Genomic DNA, 16397 nt, shown 5'->3' with positions numbered 1-16397 from the left:
GTATTCTCCATTATTTATTTGCGACCACGAATAGCATTCCACCAATCTTCCGATGCATCAATTTGCCCCTCGTCATCAAGAGGAGGATAAGGTAAATTTTTCTCTCGGCAAAGCTGACGGTATATAGGGTGACCACCTTCGAATAAAATTCGATGCTGCTCTTCTTTAGGCAAACGACAATCTAGATCATACAGTCCTGCGATTTCTCGTTGACGCTGTGCTTCATACATAATCAACGCAGAAGCTACCGACACATTTAATGATTGGCACATACCAACCATTGGAATAATCACATCTTGATCGGCTAAGGCAAGCGCTTCTTGACTGATCCCAAATTTTTCTTGTCCCATAATAATGGCAGTAGGTTTAGTATAATCCACTTCTCTAAAATCTATTGCAGTATCAGATAAGTTAGTGGCAATAATTTGCATACCTTGTTCACGCATTACTGCCACAGCATCTTGTACATTATCATGAGAATGAACATTAACCCATTTTTGGCTTCCAGAAGCGACGTTACGAGAAATTCGCGTTGAATCTATGTCCCAAGTTGCATGTACATTATTAATGCCAATAGCATCAGCTGTACGCACAATCGCAGCTAAATTATGCTGCATATGAACTTGTTCCATAAAAACGGTTAAATCTGGTTGGCGACGATTTAACATTGAAGTTATTCGGGCAAAACGCTCAGGAGTCATACTCTCTCACACAGTAAACGGTAAAAGAGGTGATTATATAGAATTATTGGCAGGGGCTAAAGGTGTGTCAAAAAACAAACTTATTTTCTGACACTAAAAATAAAGTTATAAAGCAATGTAATTACTACGTGCATATTCTGGGCGAGCAGCCTTAAGCAATTCTGCTTCAGCTTCAGTCAATTTTCCGACAGGTAAGCCAATGACTTTATGGGTAAGTTGCTCACGTGCTTCAATGGCAATAGACAACTTAATAATACGTGTAGCACCTTTGATCTCTTGCGTTTCATAAGCAGGAGCCAATACACCCGATGCTAATAGGTTATTAACAGCAGGTTCATTCAGCGGTAACGCTAACACGGTTTTACGTTGAATGATAAATTCACGTAGTAAGGCTTTTTCTTCAAAATCAAGCTGGCGGATCATCTTATTACGACGAGCAGATAAATATTGGTCATCATAATGCTTAGTAAGACGTGCAAATAAGAAAGTAAACAAACGAGTTAACAAATACGAACCCGTCAATAAAGCTAAGATCCACAAATAAGGAGAATAAGTATTTGGTAGAAGATCTGAGTTATTCAGCGAAAACAAAGAGCTTGGCATCACCAATAACACAGCACAGCTGAAACACATCCACAACATGGTTGCTGTAATGCCTTGTCGTTCACTTACTCGGTGTAAAAATTCTTTCATAATCTATTCCTCGCCAATAGTTTGTCACACATACCTAATAAAGCATGAACTATGCCAAAACAATCACTAAAGTAGATTAAATAGATAAGCTATTTATCATGGCAGGTATAGACCTCAATTTAATAGCAAGTTTGATTAACAATAAAACCACTTTTACAAAATTATGATAGAGTAAAGCTATTAAAAATAACAAGTTTAAATAGGATAGTGTATGAACTTCAGAGATCTTGAGTACTTAATTGCATTAGAAGAATTAAAGCATTTTAGAAAAGCTGCAGATAAATGTTTTGTAAGTCAGCCCACCCTAAGCGGACAAATTAAAAAACTAGAAGACGAATTGAATGTACAGCTAATGGAGCGTTCGTCTCGTAAAGTTATTTTTACACCAGCGGGCTTAGACATCGTTGCCAAGGCCAAAACTATATTACTAGAAGCTAAATCCTTAAAAGAGATTGCAAAAAGCCATAATGAGCCAATGCGTGGAACTTTACACATTGGATTAATACCAACGGTGGCCCCTTATTTACTACCCGTTATAATACCAATCATTAAACAGACGTTTCCTGATTTAGAGCTTTACCTGCATGAAAATCAAACTCACGTGTTACTTAAGCAATTAGAAGAAGGTGAATTAGACTGCTTATTACTGGCTTTATTACCGGGGATGGAAACGTTTAATAAACTAGACTTATATGATGAACCTTTAGAGCTCGCTTTATCAGATAAACATCCATGGTCAGAAAAGGAAATGATAGATCTTAATGAATTAAGCGGAGAACATGTGCTTATGCTAGCGGATGGTCACTGTTTACGAGATCAAGCATTAGGATTTTGTTTTACAGCTGGCGCCATTGAAGACAACAGTTTTAAAGCGACAAGTTTAGAAACTTTGCGTCATATGATCAGTGCTGAAAACGGATTAACTTTATTACCACAATTGTCGATACCATTAAATCGTCATCAATCAGGGGTTAAGTACGTACCTTTTCAATCTCCAAGCCCAGTTCGTACCATTACTTTATTGAGCAGAAATAACAGCGCACGTCAGGTTTGTTTTGATCAATTAGCACAACTAATACATACAGCCGTTGCTGAAAGACTGGCTGAATATTAGAGAAAGAGGGCGCTTAAAACAAAAATAAACAAGCAGAAACAAAAAAGCCGAACATAAGTTCGGCTTTTTTTATGCAACTATGAAAAAGCTTACGCTTCTTCGTCAGCCACAACTGGACGGTCAACGAACTGGATGTAAGCCATAGGAGCTTTATCACCAGTACGGAAACCACATTTAATGATACTAGTGTATCCACCAGGACGAGTCGCGTAGCGAGGACCTAGTTCATTAAATAATTTTGCTACTACTGCATCATCACGAAGACGAGCAAATGCTAAACGACGGTTAGCAACGCTATCCGTTTTAGCTAATGTAATTAATGGCTCAATTACACGGCGCAATTCTTTTGCTTTAGGCACGGTAGTTTTAATAACTTCATGCGTAGCAATAGAGATTGCCATATTACGAAACATAGCCTGACGGTGGCTGCTGTTTCGGTTAAGTTGACGTCCACTTTGACGATGGCGCATAACCTAATCCTTATTATTCGTAAATCGGTTTTAGACTAATCTTCGATTAAACTTGCTGGTGGCCAGTTTTCTAAGCGCATGCCTAGAGACAGTCCACGTGATGCAAGAACATCTTTGATTTCAGTTAGAGACTTCTTACCTAAGTTAGGTGTTTTAAGTAACTCAACTTCAGTACGTTGTACTAGATCACCGATATAGTGAATCGACTCTGCTTTTAAACAATTAGCAGAACGAACAGTTAGTTCTAAATCATCTACTGGGCGTAAAAGAATTGGATCAAACTCAGGTTTCGCATCAACAACAGGTGCTTCATAAGTCGTGCGTAAATCAACAAATGCGTCTAATTGCTCAGCTAAAATTGTAGCTGCGCGACGAATTGCTTCTTCAGGCTCTAAAGTACCATCTGTTTCCATATCGATAACAAGCTTGTCTAAATCGGTACGCTGTTCAACACGAGCTGATTCAACACTGTAAGCAATACGCTCAACAGGGCTAAAAGTCGCATCTACTAGTAGACGACCAATTGGACGCTCATCTTCTTCGCTATGAATACGCGTTGAAGCTGGAACATAACCGCGACCTGATTCAATTTTAATACGCATGCTGATTTCAGCATTGCCTGTTAAATTACAGATCACATGTTCTGGGTTGACTATCTCTACATCACCATCATGAATGATGTCGCCTGCAGTAACAGGACCAGCGCCAGATTTAGTTAAACTAACTAAAACTTCGTTTTTACCTTCAAGTTTTACAGCTAGACCTTTAAGGTTAAGAAGTATCTCAAGGATATCTTCTTGTACGCCTTCTTTTGTGCTGTACTCATGTTGTACACCATCAATTTCGACTTCTGTTACCGCCGTTCCCGGCATAGATGATAACAAAATGCGACGAAGAGCATTACCTAAAGTGTGGCCGAAACCACGCTCTAGTGGCTCAAGAACCACTTTAGCTCTAGTTGTTGAAATTTGTTCGATATCAACTAATCTTGGTTTTAGAAAATCAATTACAGAACCCTGCATTTGTGTCCTCTCTTAGCAGTTAACTTTACTTAGAGTAAAGCTCGATGATTAACTGTTCGTTAATCTCAGCAGATAAATCTGAACGTTCAGGTTGACGAGCAAATGCGCCTTCCATCTTCGTTGTATCAACAGTAACCCAACCAAGGGCTTCACGTTGACCAGCAATTTCTAGTGCAGCGCCAATACGTGCTTGCTTTTTAGCTTTTTCACGAATTGCGATAACATCACCAGCTTTCACATTGAAAGATGGGATATTTACAACTTTACCGTTTACTAGGATAGCTTTATGGCTAACTAGTTGACGTGATTCAGCACGAGTAGCACCGAAACCCATACGGTAAACAACATTGTCTAAACGGCCTTCAAGAAGTTGAAGTAAGTTTTCGCCAGTGTTGCCCTGTAAACGAGCAGCTTCTTTATAGTAGTTACGGAATTGCTTTTCTAGTACACCGTACATACGACGTACTTTTTGCTTTTCACGTAATTGTAAACCGTAGTCTGATAGACGTGGTTTACGCGCACCATGTACACCCGGTGCGTTTTCGATTTTACACTTAGAATCGATCGCGCGGACACCTGATTTTAAGAATAAATCAGTTCCTTCACGACGGCTAAGCTTAAGCTTAGGACCTAAATATCTTGCCATTGTTCTTTCTCCAATTACCTTAGAAAGTTGCGATTAAACGCGACGTTTCTTTGGTGGTCGACAACCATTGTGTGGGATCGGCGTAACGTCAGTAATATTAGTTACACGGAAACCCGCCGCGTTTAGTGCGCGAATCGAAGATTCACGACCAGGTCCAGGTCCATTTACAAAAACTTCTACGTTTTTAAGACCGTACTCTTTAGCTGCTTCAGCAGCACGTTCAGCAGCAACCTGCGCAGCGAACGGAGTAGATTTACGAGAACCACGGAAACCAGAACCACCTGCAGTAGCCCAAGAAAGAGCATTACCTTGACGGTCTGTAATAGTTACGATTGTGTTGTTGAAAGAAGCATGGATATGAGCCATGCCATCTGCAACTTGCTTTTTAACGCGCTTGCGAGCACGAGTTGGTGTTTTAGCCATGATCTCTTACCCTATTTCTTAATTGCTTTGCGCGGACCTTTACGGGTACGAGCATTCGTTTTAGAACGCTGTCCACGTACAGGCAAGCTGCGACGATGACGAAGTCCACGGTAACAACCAAGGTCCATTAGACGCTTGATGCTCATAGATACTTCACGACGTAAATCACCTTCAACGGCGAATTTAGCTACTTCTGTACGAAGAGCTTCGATTTGTGTTTCATCCAGATCTTTAAGCTTAGTAGTTTCAGCAACACCTGACTCAGCACAGATAATCTGTGAACGAGTTTTGCCGATGCCAAAAATAGCAGTTAATGCGATAACTGCATGCTTATGATCAGGAACGTTAATGCCAGCGATACGGGCCACTATGCACTCCTTAAAGTTAACGATTCATTTGCGAAAAGCCCGGTAGGATACTCGACAAATGATAAATTAGCAAACAAAACACAGCTTAGAAGAAATTAATCATCTAAGCTGCTTGATATATCCAAAATCTTTGCAAGATTAGCCTTGGCGTTGTTTATGCTTTGGCTCTACGCAGATAACTCGCACCACACCGTGGCGTTTGATAACTTTGCAGTTACGACAGATTTTTTTAACGGATGCACGAACTTTCATTGCAACACTCCGTGATTATAACTATCAGACTTGGTTATTTACCGTAGTCTTTCAAGTTAGCTTTTTTCAAGACAGAATCATATTGATTAGACATCAAATGAGTCTGCACCTGTGCCATAAAGTCCATAATAACAACAACGATAATTAATAACGATGTACCACCGAAGTAGAACTGCGTATTCATTGCTACCATCATAAACTCGGGAATCAAACAGATAAAGGTGATATATAACGCGCCAGCTAAAGTTAGGCGAGTCATCACTTTATCAATGTAACGTGATGTTTGTTCTCCTGGACGGATTCCTGGGATAAAGGCACCGCTTTTCTTCAAATTATCTGCTGTCTCACGTGGATTAAACGTAAGTGCAGTATAAAAGAAGCAAAAGAAGATAATAGCGGCTGCATATAACATCATATGCAACGGTTGTCCTGGCTGTAACGCCAAAGAAACATCCGATAACCAACTTAAACCTTCAGTCTGACCAAACCACTGGGCAATAGTACCAGGAAATAAGATAACACTCGAGGCAAAAATTGCAGGAATTACACCAGCCATATTTAATTTCAATGGAAGATGTGTGCTTTGAGCTGCAAAAACCTTACGGCCTTGTTGACGTTTTGCGTAGTTAACAACGATACGTCGTTGACCACGTTCAACAAATACTACAAAAGCAGTAGTTGCAAAAACGATAACAATTAATGCGAGTAACACTAAAAGATGAATTTCACCTTGACGTGCTTGCTCAGCAGTTTGCCCGATTGCCGATGGCAACCCAGCAATAATACCTACAAAAATAATGATAGAAATACCATTACCAATACCGCGTTCAGTTATTTGTTCACCTAGCCACATAAGGAACATAGTTCCTGTTACTAGACTTACAACTGCCGTGATGTAGAAGCTTAGACTTGGATTTTCAACAAGTCCAGGCACCATCGTTGGCAAACCTGTCGCAATACCAATTGCTTGGAATGTACCTAATACCAAAGTACCGTAACGTGTGTACTGGTTTATCTTACGACGACCAGACTCACCCTCTTTTTTTAGCTCAGCTAAAGGAGGATGAACTACCGTTAACAGTTGGATAATAATAGATGCCGAAATGTACGGCATAATACCCAATGCAAAGATAGAAGCACGCTCAAGCGCACCACCAGAGAACATGTTAAACATTTCTATGATGGTACCCTTTTGCTGTTCGAATAAATCAGCTAGGACAGCGGCGTCAATACCAGGAATTGGTACAAAAGAACCTGCACGGAACACTAATATAGCGCCTAAAACAAATAGTAAACGAGTTTTAAGTTCGCTTAAATTGCTTCCTTGTGCCGCTTTTGGATCTAACCCTGGTTTCTTAGCCATTGCCTATTATTCCTCGATTTTTCCGCCTGCCGCTTCAATTGCAGCACGAGCACCTTTAGTTACACCAAGGCCTTGTACTGTTACTGAGCGAGAGATTTCACCAGATAGAACTACTTTAGCAAACTTAGTATTGTTTGTTAGTAGACCTGCCTGTTTCAACGTTTCTAGAGTTACGATATCGCCTTCTACTTTAGCAATTTCGTTCAAACGAACTTCACCGCTAACTAGAGATTTACGAGACGTAAAACCGAATTTTGGTAAACGTTGTTTTAATGGCATTTGACCGCCTTCAAAACCAGGACGTACAGTACCGCCTGAACGAGATTTTTGACCTTTGTGACCGCGGCCACCTGTCTTACCTAGTCCAGAACCGATACCACGACCGACACGTTTACGTGCTGGTTTAGAACCAGCAGCTGGAGATAGAGTATTTAGTTTCATAATTACCCCTCAACCTTAACCATATAGTAAACTTTATTAACCATACCACGTACTGCTGGAGTATCTTCCAACTCAACAGTATGACCGATGCGACGCAGGCCTAGACCTGTGATTGTTGCACGGTGCTTTGGTAAACGGCCAATTGCACTTTTGGTTTGAGTTACTTTAATCGTTTTAGTAGCCATGCTGAATTACCCCAGAATATCACTAACGTTTAAGCCACGCTTAGCTGCGATTTGCTCAGGAGAGTTCATACTCTCTAGTGCATCCATCGTAGCGCGAACAACGTTAATTGGGTTAGTTGAGCCGTAAGCTTTTGATAGTACGTTTTGTACACCAACAACTTCTAACACGGCACGCATTGCACCACCTGCGATGATACCAGTACCTTCCGATGCTGGTTGCATGTACACCTTAGAGCCAGAATGACGGCCTTTAACTGGGTGTTGCAGAGTGTTACCTTTTAATTGAATTTCGCTGATATTGCGACGTGCTTTTTCCATAGCTTTTTGAATAGCTGCTGGAACTTCACGTGCCTTACCATAGCCGAAACCAACACGACCTTTACCATCACCAACAACAGTTAGTGCTGTAAAGCTAAAGATGCGACCACCTTTAACTACTTTTGAAACACGGTTTACTGCGATTAGCTTTTCGTTCAGATCACCGGTTTGAGATTCTACTTTTGACATAGTCTGTACCCTTAGAACTGTAGACCAGCTTCACGAGCTGAATCAGCTAGTGCAGCAACACGACCATGGTATTGGAAACCGCTACGGTCAAAAGAAATTTTAGAAATTCCTTTCTCTACCGCACGCTCTGCAACTAATTTACCAATTAGTTGAGCTGCTTCTTTATTACCACCGTTTTTAACTTGTGCACGCACTTCTTTTTCTAATGTAGAAGCGCTTGCTACGACTTGTGCGTCTGCTGTAATTACCTGCGCGTAAGTATGGCGAGGTGTACGGTTGATCACAAGGCGAGTTGCACCAAGATCTTGCAATTTCTTACGTGTGCGAGTAGCACGACGAAGACGAGATGCTTTCTTATCCATAGTGTCTTACCTTACTTTTTCTTCGCTTCTTTACGACGCACATTTTCATCAGCGTAACGAACACCTTTACCTTTATAAGGCTCTGGTGGACGGAATGCACGAATCTCTGCAGCTACTTGGCCTACTTGTTCTTTACTTGCACCTTCAAGAACGATTTCTGTTTGGCTAGGAGCCGTCGCAGAAACACCTTGAGGTAAAGTGTATACAACAGGGTGAGAGAAACCTAAAGTTAGGTTTACATCTTGACCTTTAACTTGTGCACGGTAACCAACACCTTGAAGAAGAAGAGTCTTCTTAAAGCCTTCAGTTACACCTACAACCATGTTGTTAACGTTAGCACGTGCAGTACCTGCTTGTGCCCATGCGCCAGAAACACCTTCAACAGGTGAGAATGTTAATACGCCGTTTTCTAAATTAACAACAACTGCATCATTAAGAGTACGAACTAATTCGCTTTTACCACTTTTTACAGTGATCTCTTGACCATTTACTTTTACTTCAACGCCAGAAGGTACAGTAATCGGTGCCTTTGCTATACGAGACATAGATTACTCCTTAAGATACGTAACAGATGATCTCACCGCCGATGCTTGCATTACGCGCAGCTCGGTCAGTCATTACACCTTGAGAAGTTGAAACAATCGCAATACCTAAACCAGCCATAACCTTAGGAAGATCGTTTGTACCTTTATAGATACGAAGACCTGGGCGGCTTACTCGTTTAATAGTATCGATTACTTTTTTGCCTTCGAAGTACTTTAAAGTAACTTCTAATTCAGGCTTTGTGTCACCAGCAACAGCGAAATCTGTAATGTAACCTTCTGCTTTAAGCACAGCTGCAATTGCAACTTTTTGCTTAGAAGAAGGCATCTTAACAGATACTTTGCTTGCTGCTTGACCGTTACGAATACGCGTTAGCATATCCGAAATAGGATCTTGCATGCTCATAACTATTTACTCCGTGATTAATTGATTACCAGCTGGCTTTTTTCAGGCCAGGGATTTCTCCGCGCATCATATGTTCACGAACCTTAATACGGCTCATGCCAAATTTACGAAGATAACCATGTGGACGACCAGTTACGTTACAACGGTTACGTTGACGTACTGAACTTGAATCACGAGGTAGCGATTGAAGCTCTAACACTGCGTTCCAACGATCTTCGTCAGAAGTATTCACATTGCTGATAGTTGCTTTTAATGCTGCACGCTTTTCAGCGAACTTTGCAACTAGCTTCTCACGTTTTACTTCACGCGCTTTCATTGATTGCTTAGCCATTTTCTAACTCCTTACTTACGGAATGGGAAGTTGAACGCTGTTAACAACGCGCGAGCTTCTTCATCAGATTTAGCTGAAGTAGTAATTGTGATATCTAAACCACGTACTTTATCAACTTTATCGTAATCGATTTCAGGGAAAATGATTTGCTCACGAACACCCATAGAGTAGTTACCACGACCATCGAATGACTTAGCATTCAGGCCACGGAAATCACGAGTACGAGGGATAGCGATTGTTACCAAACGCTCAAAGAAATCCCACATACGTGCTCCACGTAGTGTTACTTTACAACCAATCGGGTAGCCTTCACGAATTTTGAAGCCTGCCACAGAGCGGCGTGCTTTAGTGATCATTGGCTTTTGACCTGAGATTGCTGCCATATCTGACGCAGCGTGCTCTAGGACTTTTTTATCAGCCAGTGCTTCACCAACACCCATATTAAGGGTGATTTTCTCTATTCGAGGGACTTGCATGACAGACGTATAGTCGAATTGCTTTTGCAAATCAGACACCACGTTGTCTTTATAGAAATCATGCAGTTTCGCCATCGTAAACTCCAGTTACTTCACAAGTTCATTATTAGACTTGAAGAAACGTACTTTTTGTCCGTCTTCAATTCTAAAACCAACACGATCTGCTTTACTCGTTGCCGAGTTGTAGATCGCAACATTTGATACTTCGATCGGTGCGTTTTGTTCAATGATTCCGCCAGTCACACCCGCTTGAGGGTTTGGCTTTTGGTGTTTCTTTTGAACATTTACACCTTCAATAATTACTTTACCGTTAGCTAAAACTTGAGAAACTTTCCCAGTTTTACCTTTATCTTTACCGGCAATAACAATTACTTCATCGTCACGTTTTATTTTTGCTGCCATTTTCGGTTCCTTACAGTACTTCTGGCGCCAGTGAAACTATCTTCATGAAATTTTCATTTCGTAGCTCACGGGTTACAGGGCCAAAGATACGTGTACCGACTGGCTGGTTGTTTGCATTCAAGATAACCGCAGCGTTGCGATCAAATCGAATAACAGAACCATCGGGACGACGTACACCTTTTCTGGTACGCACTACCACAGCTGAATGAACATCACCTTTTTTAATTTTCCCACGAGGAATTGCTTCCTTCACAGAAACTTTGATGATGTCACCGATTGCTGCATAACGGCGATGCGAGCCACCAAGGACCTTAATACACATTACGCGTCGAGCGCCACTATTGTCGGCGACATCTAGCACACTTTGCATTTGGATCATTATAGTGCTCCGCTATTTACTATTGATACTCTCTAATTGAGTCGTGTTCCCTTAAATTCAGGGAGCGGCATCATACCACCAACTTTTATAGAAAGATAGTCTAAAAAAACGGCACCCATAAAATGAGTACCGTTTCGCTTATGTAATCAAACTAAATTAACTTAAAAAGTTAATTATGCTTTGGTTACGATTTTATCCAATGTCCAAGATTTTTTCTTAGATAGAGGACGACATTCACTAATTAGTACAATGTCACCTTCACTACATTGGTTAGTTTCATCATGTGCATGTAGCTTAGTAGTACGCTTCATGAATTTACCGTATAACGGGTGCTTCACTTTACGTTCAATCGCTACAACAATAGATTTCTCCATTTTTGCACTGATAACTTTACCTTGAAGAGTACGAGTATTAGTTTCGCTCATTACGCACCTGCCTTCTGATTTAATACTGTCTTAACACGGGCGATGTCACGACGCACTTGTTTAATTGAGTGCGGCTTTTCTAACTGACCTGTGTTTAACTGCATACGTAAGTTAAATTGCTCACGTAATAAGTTTAGAAGTTCAGCATTAAGCTCTTCAACGCTTTTTTCTTTAAGTTCGTTAGCTTTCATTACATCACCTTACGAGTTACGAAAGTTGTTGCCACTGGCAATTTAGCTGCTGCAAGAGCAAATGCTTCACGAGCTAATGCTTCTGGAACACCTTCCATTTCATAAAGAACTTTACCTGGTTGAGTTTGAGCAACCCAATATTCCACGTTACCTTTACCTTTACCTTGACGAACCTCTAAAGGCTTGCTGGTAATCGGCTTATCAGGAAACACACGGATCCAGATTTTACCTTGACGTTTAACATGACGAGTCATTGCACGACGTGCTGCTTCAATTTGACGAGCAGTAATTCGACCACGACCGACAGCTTTTAGTCCAAATTCGCCAAAGCTTACTTCCGCACCTTTAGAAAGACCACGGTTGCGGCCCTTCATCATTTTGCGGAACTTCATACGTTTTGGTTGCATCATAGCGTATTTCTCCTACTTACCGCGGCCTTTGCGTTTTGGTTTAGCTGGCTGCTCTTCTTGTTGAAGTGGTAAACCACCAAGAATTTCGCCTTTAAATATCCAAACCTTAACACCAATGATACCGTAAACAGTCAATGCTTCTGATGTTGAGTAATCAATATCGGCACGAAGAGTATGTAGCGGCACACGGCCTTCACGATACCATTCGTCACGAGCGATTTCTGCACCACCAAGACGACCACTAACTTGAACTTTAATACCTTTAGCGCCTAGACGCATAGCATTTTGTACCGCACGCTTCATAGCACGACGGAACATAACACGACGCTCTAACTGAGAAGAGATAGAATCTGCAACTAGTTTTGCGTCAAGTTCAGGTTTACGAACTTCTGAGATATTGATTTGAGCTGGAACGCCGGCCATTTTAGCAATAGCTGTACGTAGTAACTCAACATCTTCACCTTTTTTACCAATTACAACACCAGGACGAGCTGTGTGAATAGTCACACGTACGCTTTTCGCTGGACGTTCAATAGTAATTTTAGACAAAGAAGCATTTTTCAATTTCTCTGTTAAGAATTTACGGATTTGAAAATCACTGTATAAGTTATCTGCAAATTCTTTTTTGCCTGCATACCAAGTAGAGCTAAATGCTTTAGTGATACCTAGGCGAATACCGTTAGGATGAACTTTCTGTCCCATTGTTTAACCCCTGTCTGATACCACTACTGTGATATGGCAAGAACGCTTCATTATGCGATCGGCACGACCTTTCGCACGCGGCATGATTCGCTTCATTGTTGGACCTTCGTCAACACAAATTTTTGTGATAACTAGCTCATCAACATCAGCGCCTTCATTATGCTCGGCGTTTGCAATTGCAGAATCTACAACTTTCTTAATCAAAACAGCGGCTTTCTTAGGGCTGTATGATAAAAGTTCTAGTGCTTTTTCTACTGGAAGACCACGTACTTGATCCGCCACCAAACGCGCTTTCTGAGCCGAAGAACGAGCGTATAAATGTTTAGCTAAAGCTTCCATAATTACCTCTATTTCTTCGCTTTCTTATCCGCGACATGGCCACGGTAAGTGCGAGTTGGTGCAAATTCACCCAGTTTGTGACCGATCATTTCATCAGTTACGAATACTGGAACGTGTTGACGCCCGTTATGGACAGCGATAGTTAGACCAATCATATCTGGAATGATCATTGAGCGACGAGACCAAGTTTTAATAGGCTTTTTCTCGTTGCTATCAACCGCTTTCTCTACCTTCTTCAGCAAGTGTAGGTCAATGAAAGGACCCTTCTTGAGAGAACGTGGCATGGCGATACCTCTGCTTATTTCTTATTACGACGACGAACAATATACTGATCAGTTTTCTTGTTCTTACGAGTTTTGTAACCCTTAGTTGGAACACCCCAAGGAGAAACAGGATGACGACCACCACTTGTTTTACCTTCACCACCACCATGTGGGTGATCTACTGGGTTCATTACAACACCACGAACGGTAGGACGGACACCACGCCAACGCGTAGCACCAGCTTTACCTAATTGACGTAGCATATGTTCTGCATTACCAACTTCACCGATTGTTGCACGACACTCAGCAGGGATTTTACGCATTTCACCACTACGTAAACGTAGAGTAACGTAAGCACCATCACGAGCTATAATTTGGCTGTATGCACCAGCTGAACGTGCAATTTGTGCACCTTTAGCAGGTTTCATTTCTACAGCGTGTACTGTTGTACCTACTGGAATGTTACGCATCGGTAAGCAGTTACCCGCTTTGATCGGTGCATCTTCACCAGATTGGATCACATCACCAGCAACCAAGCCTTTAGGGGCAAGGATGTAACGACGTTCACCATCAGCGTAAAGTACTAGTGCAATATTTGCACTACGGTTTGGATCATATTCCAAACGCTCAACTTTTGCTGGGATACCATCTTTATTACGTTTAAAGTCAACTAAACGATAGTGTTGTTTGTGACCACCACCGATGTGTCGAACCGTAATACGACCGCCATTATTACGACCACCAGATTTAGATTTTGACTCTAAAAGTGGAGCGTATGGCTTGCCTTTATGCAGATCGTTGTTTACCACTTTAACTAAGTGGCGACGACCTGGAGACGTAGGCTTACATTTTACAATAGCCATCTATAATTCCTCTACTCAGCGCCATCGAAACTAATGTCTGCACCTTCAGCCAGAGTAACGTATGCTTTTTTCCAGTCGCTACGGCGACCCATACGTTGACCTGTACGCTTGGTTTTACCCTTCACGTTTAGTGTGCGAACACCTGTAACTTCAACATCAAATAATTTCTGAACTGCCGCTTTGACTTCTGCTTTAGTCGCAGTACCTGCAACCTTGAACACCATAGTGTTATGGTTTTCAGCAGATAAAGTTCCCTTTTCAGAGACATGCGGAGCTAGGATAACTTGCAGTAAACGTGCTTCACTGATCATGCTAGGCTCTCCTCAATCTTTTTCACTGCATCAGCAGTTACTAAAACTTTATCAAACGCGATTAGGCTAACTGGATCAATACCTTGAACATCACGAACGTCAACTTTGTATAAGTTACGCGCTGCTAAGAATAGATTCTCATCTAATTCTTCAGTGATGATTAAAACATCTTTAAGATCCATGTCTTTTAATTTAGCTGCAAGCTCTTTAGTTTTAGGAGCCTCAACAGTAAATTTCTCGACTACGATTAGACGATCCTGGCGAACTAACTCAGACAGAATACTTCTTACAGCACCGCGATACATTTTTTTGTTAACTTTTTGGCTGTGGTCCTGAGGACGAGCTGCAAAAGTTACACCACCACCTACCCAAATAGGGCTTCGGATTGTACCTGCACGTGCGCGACCAGTACCCTTTTGACGCCATGGCTTCTTCCCACCACCGCGAACATCACTACGGGTTTTCTGAGCACGAGTACCTTGACGAGCACCGGCTGCATATGCAACGACTACCTGATGTACAAGGGCTTCGTTGTATTCACGTCCAAAGGTAGTGTCAGAAACTTCAAGAGCACTTTGTGCATCTTTCAATACCAATTCCATTACTAACTCCTCGGCTATGCTTTAACAGCAGGTTTGATGAATACGTCGCCATTTTTCGCACCAGCTACTGCACCTTTAACGAGCAGTAAGTTGCGTTCAATGTCTACGCGAACAACTTCAAGGTTTTGAGTCGTAACACGCTCAGCACCCATATGACCAGCCATTTTCTTGCCTTTAAATACGCGTCCTGGTGTTTGACATTGGCCAATTGAACCTGGAGCACGATGGCTAATAGAGTTACCGTGAGTCGCATCTTGCATAGAGAAATTCCAACGCTTAACAGCACCTTGGAAACCTTTACCTTTAGATTGACCAGTAACATCTACTTTGTTTATTTCGTTGAACAACTCAACGCTTAGCTCAGCACCAACTTGAATATCTGCACCTTCGTCTTGACCAAGGCGGAATTCCCATAAACCACGACCTGCTTCTACACCTGCTTTCGCAAAGTGACCAGCTTCAGGCTTGTTTACACGGCTTGCTTTTTTAGAGCCAGCAGTTACTTGAATAGCTTGGTAGCCATCAGTATCAAGTGATTTAACTTGAGTAACACGGTTTGGTGAACATTCTAGAACTGTAACTGGAATAGAGACACCATCTTCAGTGAAGATGCGAGTCATACCAACTTTACGACCTACTAGACCGATTGTCATTACGATAACTCCTCTCTAACCCAAACTGATTTGAACATCAACGCCAGCAGCTAGATCTAGCTTCATTAGTGCGTCAACAGTCTTTTCAGTTGGTTCTACGATATCAATCAAGCGCTTGTGAGTACGAATCTCATACTGATCACGCGCATCTTTATTAACATGCGGTGAAGTTAGTACTGTGAAACGCTCTTTACGAGTAGGTAGTGGGATAGGACCACGTACCTGAGCACCTGTGCGCTTTGCAGTTTCAACGATCTCCGCCGTTGATTGATCGATCAGTTTATGATCAAAAGCTTTAAGGCGGATACGGATTCTTTGGTTCTGCATGGACCAAAACTCCAATAGTTAAAAATACAACATACAAATAAACACCTGACAACCTATCCTAGATAGATCTCAAGTGTATATTCAAACTAGTAGCTCCCCAATTGGGAGACATTTTTGATAACCAATAAATTATCTGGCTATGGGGTTAAAAAACCCACCCGCCATATTGGCAAGTGGGCGTATATTACATTATCTATTAACTAAAGCAAGTGCTTAATGGTGTTTTGT

At 41.6% G+C, this 16397-nt stretch carries 31 protein-coding genes; 1 reads left to right on the top strand and 30 read right to left on the bottom strand.

Annotation, left to right across the window (positions count from 1 at the left end; all coding sequences use genetic code 11):
• Nucleotides 1–14: 14 nt before the first annotated feature.
• Complete coding sequence (gene trmH / locus E2R67_RS04070) at nucleotides 15–701, bottom strand: tRNA (guanosine(18)-2'-O)-methyltransferase TrmH (protein ID WP_134289651.1); 687 nt, start codon at nucleotides 699–701, stop codon at nucleotides 15–17.
• A gap of 105 nt (nucleotides 702–806) precedes the next feature.
• A complete protein-coding gene (locus E2R67_RS04065; protein WP_134289650.1) occupies nucleotides 807–1394 on the bottom strand; it encodes a superinfection exclusion B family protein in 588 nt (195 codons plus the stop codon).
• Nucleotides 1395–1605: 211 nt separating this feature from the next.
• Between E2R67_RS04065 and oxyR the strand changes: the two genes are divergently transcribed.
• Nucleotides 1606–2508: a DNA-binding transcriptional regulator OxyR gene (gene oxyR / locus E2R67_RS04060; protein WP_134289649.1), complete on the top strand. Its 903-nt coding sequence runs from the start codon at nucleotides 1606–1608 to the stop codon at nucleotides 2506–2508.
• Nucleotides 2509–2597: 89 nt separating this feature from the next.
• On the opposite strand, the gene rplQ is transcribed toward oxyR, so the two are convergent.
• The 28 genes from rplQ to rpsJ form a co-directional block, all read right to left on the bottom strand.
• Nucleotides 2598–2978, bottom strand: a complete 381-nt coding sequence (gene rplQ / locus E2R67_RS04055) for a 50S ribosomal protein L17 (protein WP_028869287.1) — start codon at nucleotides 2976–2978, stop codon at nucleotides 2598–2600.
• Between the two features lie 35 nt (nucleotides 2979–3013).
• The gene (locus E2R67_RS04050) at nucleotides 3014–4000 is read right to left on the bottom strand and encodes a DNA-directed RNA polymerase subunit alpha (protein ID WP_134289648.1); all 987 of its coding nucleotides are present in this window, start codon (nucleotides 3998–4000) and stop codon (nucleotides 3014–3016) included.
• 25 nt (nucleotides 4001–4025) lie between these two features.
• On the bottom strand, nucleotides 4026–4646 hold the full coding sequence (gene rpsD / locus E2R67_RS04045; protein ID WP_134289647.1) for a 30S ribosomal protein S4: 621 nt from the start codon (nucleotides 4644–4646) through the stop codon (nucleotides 4026–4028).
• A 33-nt stretch (nucleotides 4647–4679) separates the two neighbouring features.
• Nucleotides 4680–5069, bottom strand: a complete 390-nt coding sequence (gene rpsK, locus E2R67_RS04040) for a 30S ribosomal protein S11 (RefSeq protein ID WP_019613697.1) — start codon at nucleotides 5067–5069, stop codon at nucleotides 4680–4682.
• A gap of 11 nt (nucleotides 5070–5080) precedes the next feature.
• Complete coding sequence (gene rpsM / locus E2R67_RS04035) at nucleotides 5081–5437, bottom strand: 30S ribosomal protein S13 (RefSeq protein ID WP_134289646.1); 357 nt, start codon at nucleotides 5435–5437, stop codon at nucleotides 5081–5083.
• A gap of 138 nt (nucleotides 5438–5575) precedes the next feature.
• On the bottom strand, nucleotides 5576–5689 hold the full coding sequence (rpmJ, locus tag E2R67_RS04030) for a 50S ribosomal protein L36 (RefSeq protein ID WP_011770886.1): 114 nt from the start codon (nucleotides 5687–5689) through the stop codon (nucleotides 5576–5578).
• A gap of 34 nt (nucleotides 5690–5723) precedes the next feature.
• Nucleotides 5724–7052, bottom strand: coding sequence for a preprotein translocase subunit SecY (gene secY, locus E2R67_RS04025; RefSeq protein ID WP_134289645.1), 1329 nt, complete (start codon nucleotides 7050–7052; stop codon nucleotides 5724–5726).
• 6 nt (nucleotides 7053–7058) lie between these two features.
• Nucleotides 7059–7493 (bottom strand): 50S ribosomal protein L15, encoded by a 435-nt coding sequence (gene rplO, locus E2R67_RS04020; RefSeq protein WP_134289644.1) that lies wholly within the window; start codon nucleotides 7491–7493, stop codon nucleotides 7059–7061.
• Between the two features lie 2 nt (nucleotides 7494–7495).
• On the bottom strand, nucleotides 7496–7678 hold the full coding sequence (rpmD, locus tag E2R67_RS04015; RefSeq protein WP_019613693.1) for a 50S ribosomal protein L30: 183 nt from the start codon (nucleotides 7676–7678) through the stop codon (nucleotides 7496–7498).
• Between the two features lie 6 nt (nucleotides 7679–7684).
• Nucleotides 7685–8185 carry a 30S ribosomal protein S5 gene (gene rpsE / locus E2R67_RS04010; protein ID WP_134289643.1) on the bottom strand — a complete coding sequence of 167 codons (501 nt, stop codon included), beginning with the start codon at nucleotides 8183–8185 and terminating at the stop codon, nucleotides 7685–7687.
• A gap of 11 nt (nucleotides 8186–8196) precedes the next feature.
• Entirely contained in the window at nucleotides 8197–8547 is a 351-nt protein-coding gene (rplR, locus tag E2R67_RS04005; RefSeq protein ID WP_134289642.1) for a 50S ribosomal protein L18, read from the bottom strand.
• An 11-nt stretch (nucleotides 8548–8558) separates the two neighbouring features.
• On the bottom strand, nucleotides 8559–9092 hold the full coding sequence (gene rplF / locus E2R67_RS04000; RefSeq protein WP_134289641.1) for a 50S ribosomal protein L6: 534 nt from the start codon (nucleotides 9090–9092) through the stop codon (nucleotides 8559–8561).
• Between the two features lie 10 nt (nucleotides 9093–9102).
• Nucleotides 9103–9495, bottom strand: coding sequence for a 30S ribosomal protein S8 (rpsH, locus tag E2R67_RS03995; protein ID WP_134289640.1), 393 nt, complete (start codon nucleotides 9493–9495; stop codon nucleotides 9103–9105).
• A gap of 25 nt (nucleotides 9496–9520) precedes the next feature.
• Nucleotides 9521–9826 (bottom strand): 30S ribosomal protein S14, encoded by a 306-nt coding sequence (gene rpsN, locus E2R67_RS03990; protein WP_134289639.1) that lies wholly within the window; start codon nucleotides 9824–9826, stop codon nucleotides 9521–9523.
• A gap of 11 nt (nucleotides 9827–9837) precedes the next feature.
• Nucleotides 9838–10377, bottom strand: coding sequence for a 50S ribosomal protein L5 (gene rplE, locus E2R67_RS03985; protein ID WP_134289638.1), 540 nt, complete (start codon nucleotides 10375–10377; stop codon nucleotides 9838–9840).
• Nucleotides 10378–10389: 12 nt separating this feature from the next.
• Nucleotides 10390–10704 carry a 50S ribosomal protein L24 gene (rplX, locus tag E2R67_RS03980; RefSeq protein WP_134289637.1) on the bottom strand — a complete coding sequence of 105 codons (315 nt, stop codon included), beginning with the start codon at nucleotides 10702–10704 and terminating at the stop codon, nucleotides 10390–10392.
• A 10-nt stretch (nucleotides 10705–10714) separates the two neighbouring features.
• Entirely contained in the window at nucleotides 10715–11083 is a 369-nt protein-coding gene (rplN, locus tag E2R67_RS03975) for a 50S ribosomal protein L14 (RefSeq protein ID WP_025563074.1), read from the bottom strand.
• Nucleotides 11084–11256: 173 nt separating this feature from the next.
• Nucleotides 11257–11508, bottom strand: coding sequence for a 30S ribosomal protein S17 (gene rpsQ / locus E2R67_RS03970; protein ID WP_134289636.1), 252 nt, complete (start codon nucleotides 11506–11508; stop codon nucleotides 11257–11259).
• Nucleotides 11508–11699 carry a 50S ribosomal protein L29 gene (gene rpmC, locus E2R67_RS03965; RefSeq protein WP_028869303.1) on the bottom strand — a complete coding sequence of 64 codons (192 nt, stop codon included), beginning with the start codon at nucleotides 11697–11699 and terminating at the stop codon, nucleotides 11508–11510. Before rpmC ends, rpsQ begins: the two co-directional genes overlap by 1 nt.
• Nucleotides 11699–12109, bottom strand: a complete 411-nt coding sequence (rplP, locus tag E2R67_RS03960) for a 50S ribosomal protein L16 (RefSeq protein WP_134289635.1) — start codon at nucleotides 12107–12109, stop codon at nucleotides 11699–11701. The genes rpmC and rplP overlap by 1 nt, the downstream gene beginning before the upstream one ends.
• Nucleotides 12110–12121: 12 nt before the next feature.
• Nucleotides 12122–12811: a 30S ribosomal protein S3 gene (rpsC, locus tag E2R67_RS03955; protein ID WP_134289634.1), complete on the bottom strand. Its 690-nt coding sequence runs from the start codon at nucleotides 12809–12811 to the stop codon at nucleotides 12122–12124.
• A gap of 3 nt (nucleotides 12812–12814) precedes the next feature.
• The gene (rplV, locus tag E2R67_RS03950; RefSeq protein ID WP_025563079.1) at nucleotides 12815–13150 is read right to left on the bottom strand and encodes a 50S ribosomal protein L22; all 336 of its coding nucleotides are present in this window, start codon (nucleotides 13148–13150) and stop codon (nucleotides 12815–12817) included.
• A gap of 8 nt (nucleotides 13151–13158) precedes the next feature.
• Entirely contained in the window at nucleotides 13159–13434 is a 276-nt protein-coding gene (gene rpsS, locus E2R67_RS03945; RefSeq protein ID WP_025563080.1) for a 30S ribosomal protein S19, read from the bottom strand.
• Between the two features lie 14 nt (nucleotides 13435–13448).
• Nucleotides 13449–14276, bottom strand: coding sequence for a 50S ribosomal protein L2 (gene rplB / locus E2R67_RS03940; RefSeq protein WP_134277536.1), 828 nt, complete (start codon nucleotides 14274–14276; stop codon nucleotides 13449–13451).
• Between the two features lie 11 nt (nucleotides 14277–14287).
• Complete coding sequence (gene rplW, locus E2R67_RS03935) at nucleotides 14288–14587, bottom strand: 50S ribosomal protein L23 (RefSeq protein WP_134277535.1); 300 nt, start codon at nucleotides 14585–14587, stop codon at nucleotides 14288–14290.
• Nucleotides 14584–15189 carry a 50S ribosomal protein L4 gene (gene rplD / locus E2R67_RS03930; RefSeq protein ID WP_025563083.1) on the bottom strand — a complete coding sequence of 202 codons (606 nt, stop codon included), beginning with the start codon at nucleotides 15187–15189 and terminating at the stop codon, nucleotides 14584–14586. The genes rplW and rplD overlap by 4 nt, the downstream gene beginning before the upstream one ends.
• A gap of 14 nt (nucleotides 15190–15203) precedes the next feature.
• A complete protein-coding gene (gene rplC / locus E2R67_RS03925; protein WP_028869308.1) occupies nucleotides 15204–15842 on the bottom strand; it encodes a 50S ribosomal protein L3 in 639 nt (212 codons plus the stop codon).
• A 15-nt stretch (nucleotides 15843–15857) separates the two neighbouring features.
• Nucleotides 15858–16169, bottom strand: coding sequence for a 30S ribosomal protein S10 (gene rpsJ, locus E2R67_RS03920; protein WP_025563085.1), 312 nt, complete (start codon nucleotides 16167–16169; stop codon nucleotides 15858–15860).
• Nucleotides 16170–16397 lie beyond the last annotated feature (228 nt).

The organism is Psychromonas algicola (assembly GCF_004378355.1).
Lineage (GTDB): Bacteria > Pseudomonadota > Gammaproteobacteria > Enterobacterales > Psychromonadaceae > Psychromonas.
This window is presented reverse-complemented; position numbering and strand designations above follow the sequence as displayed.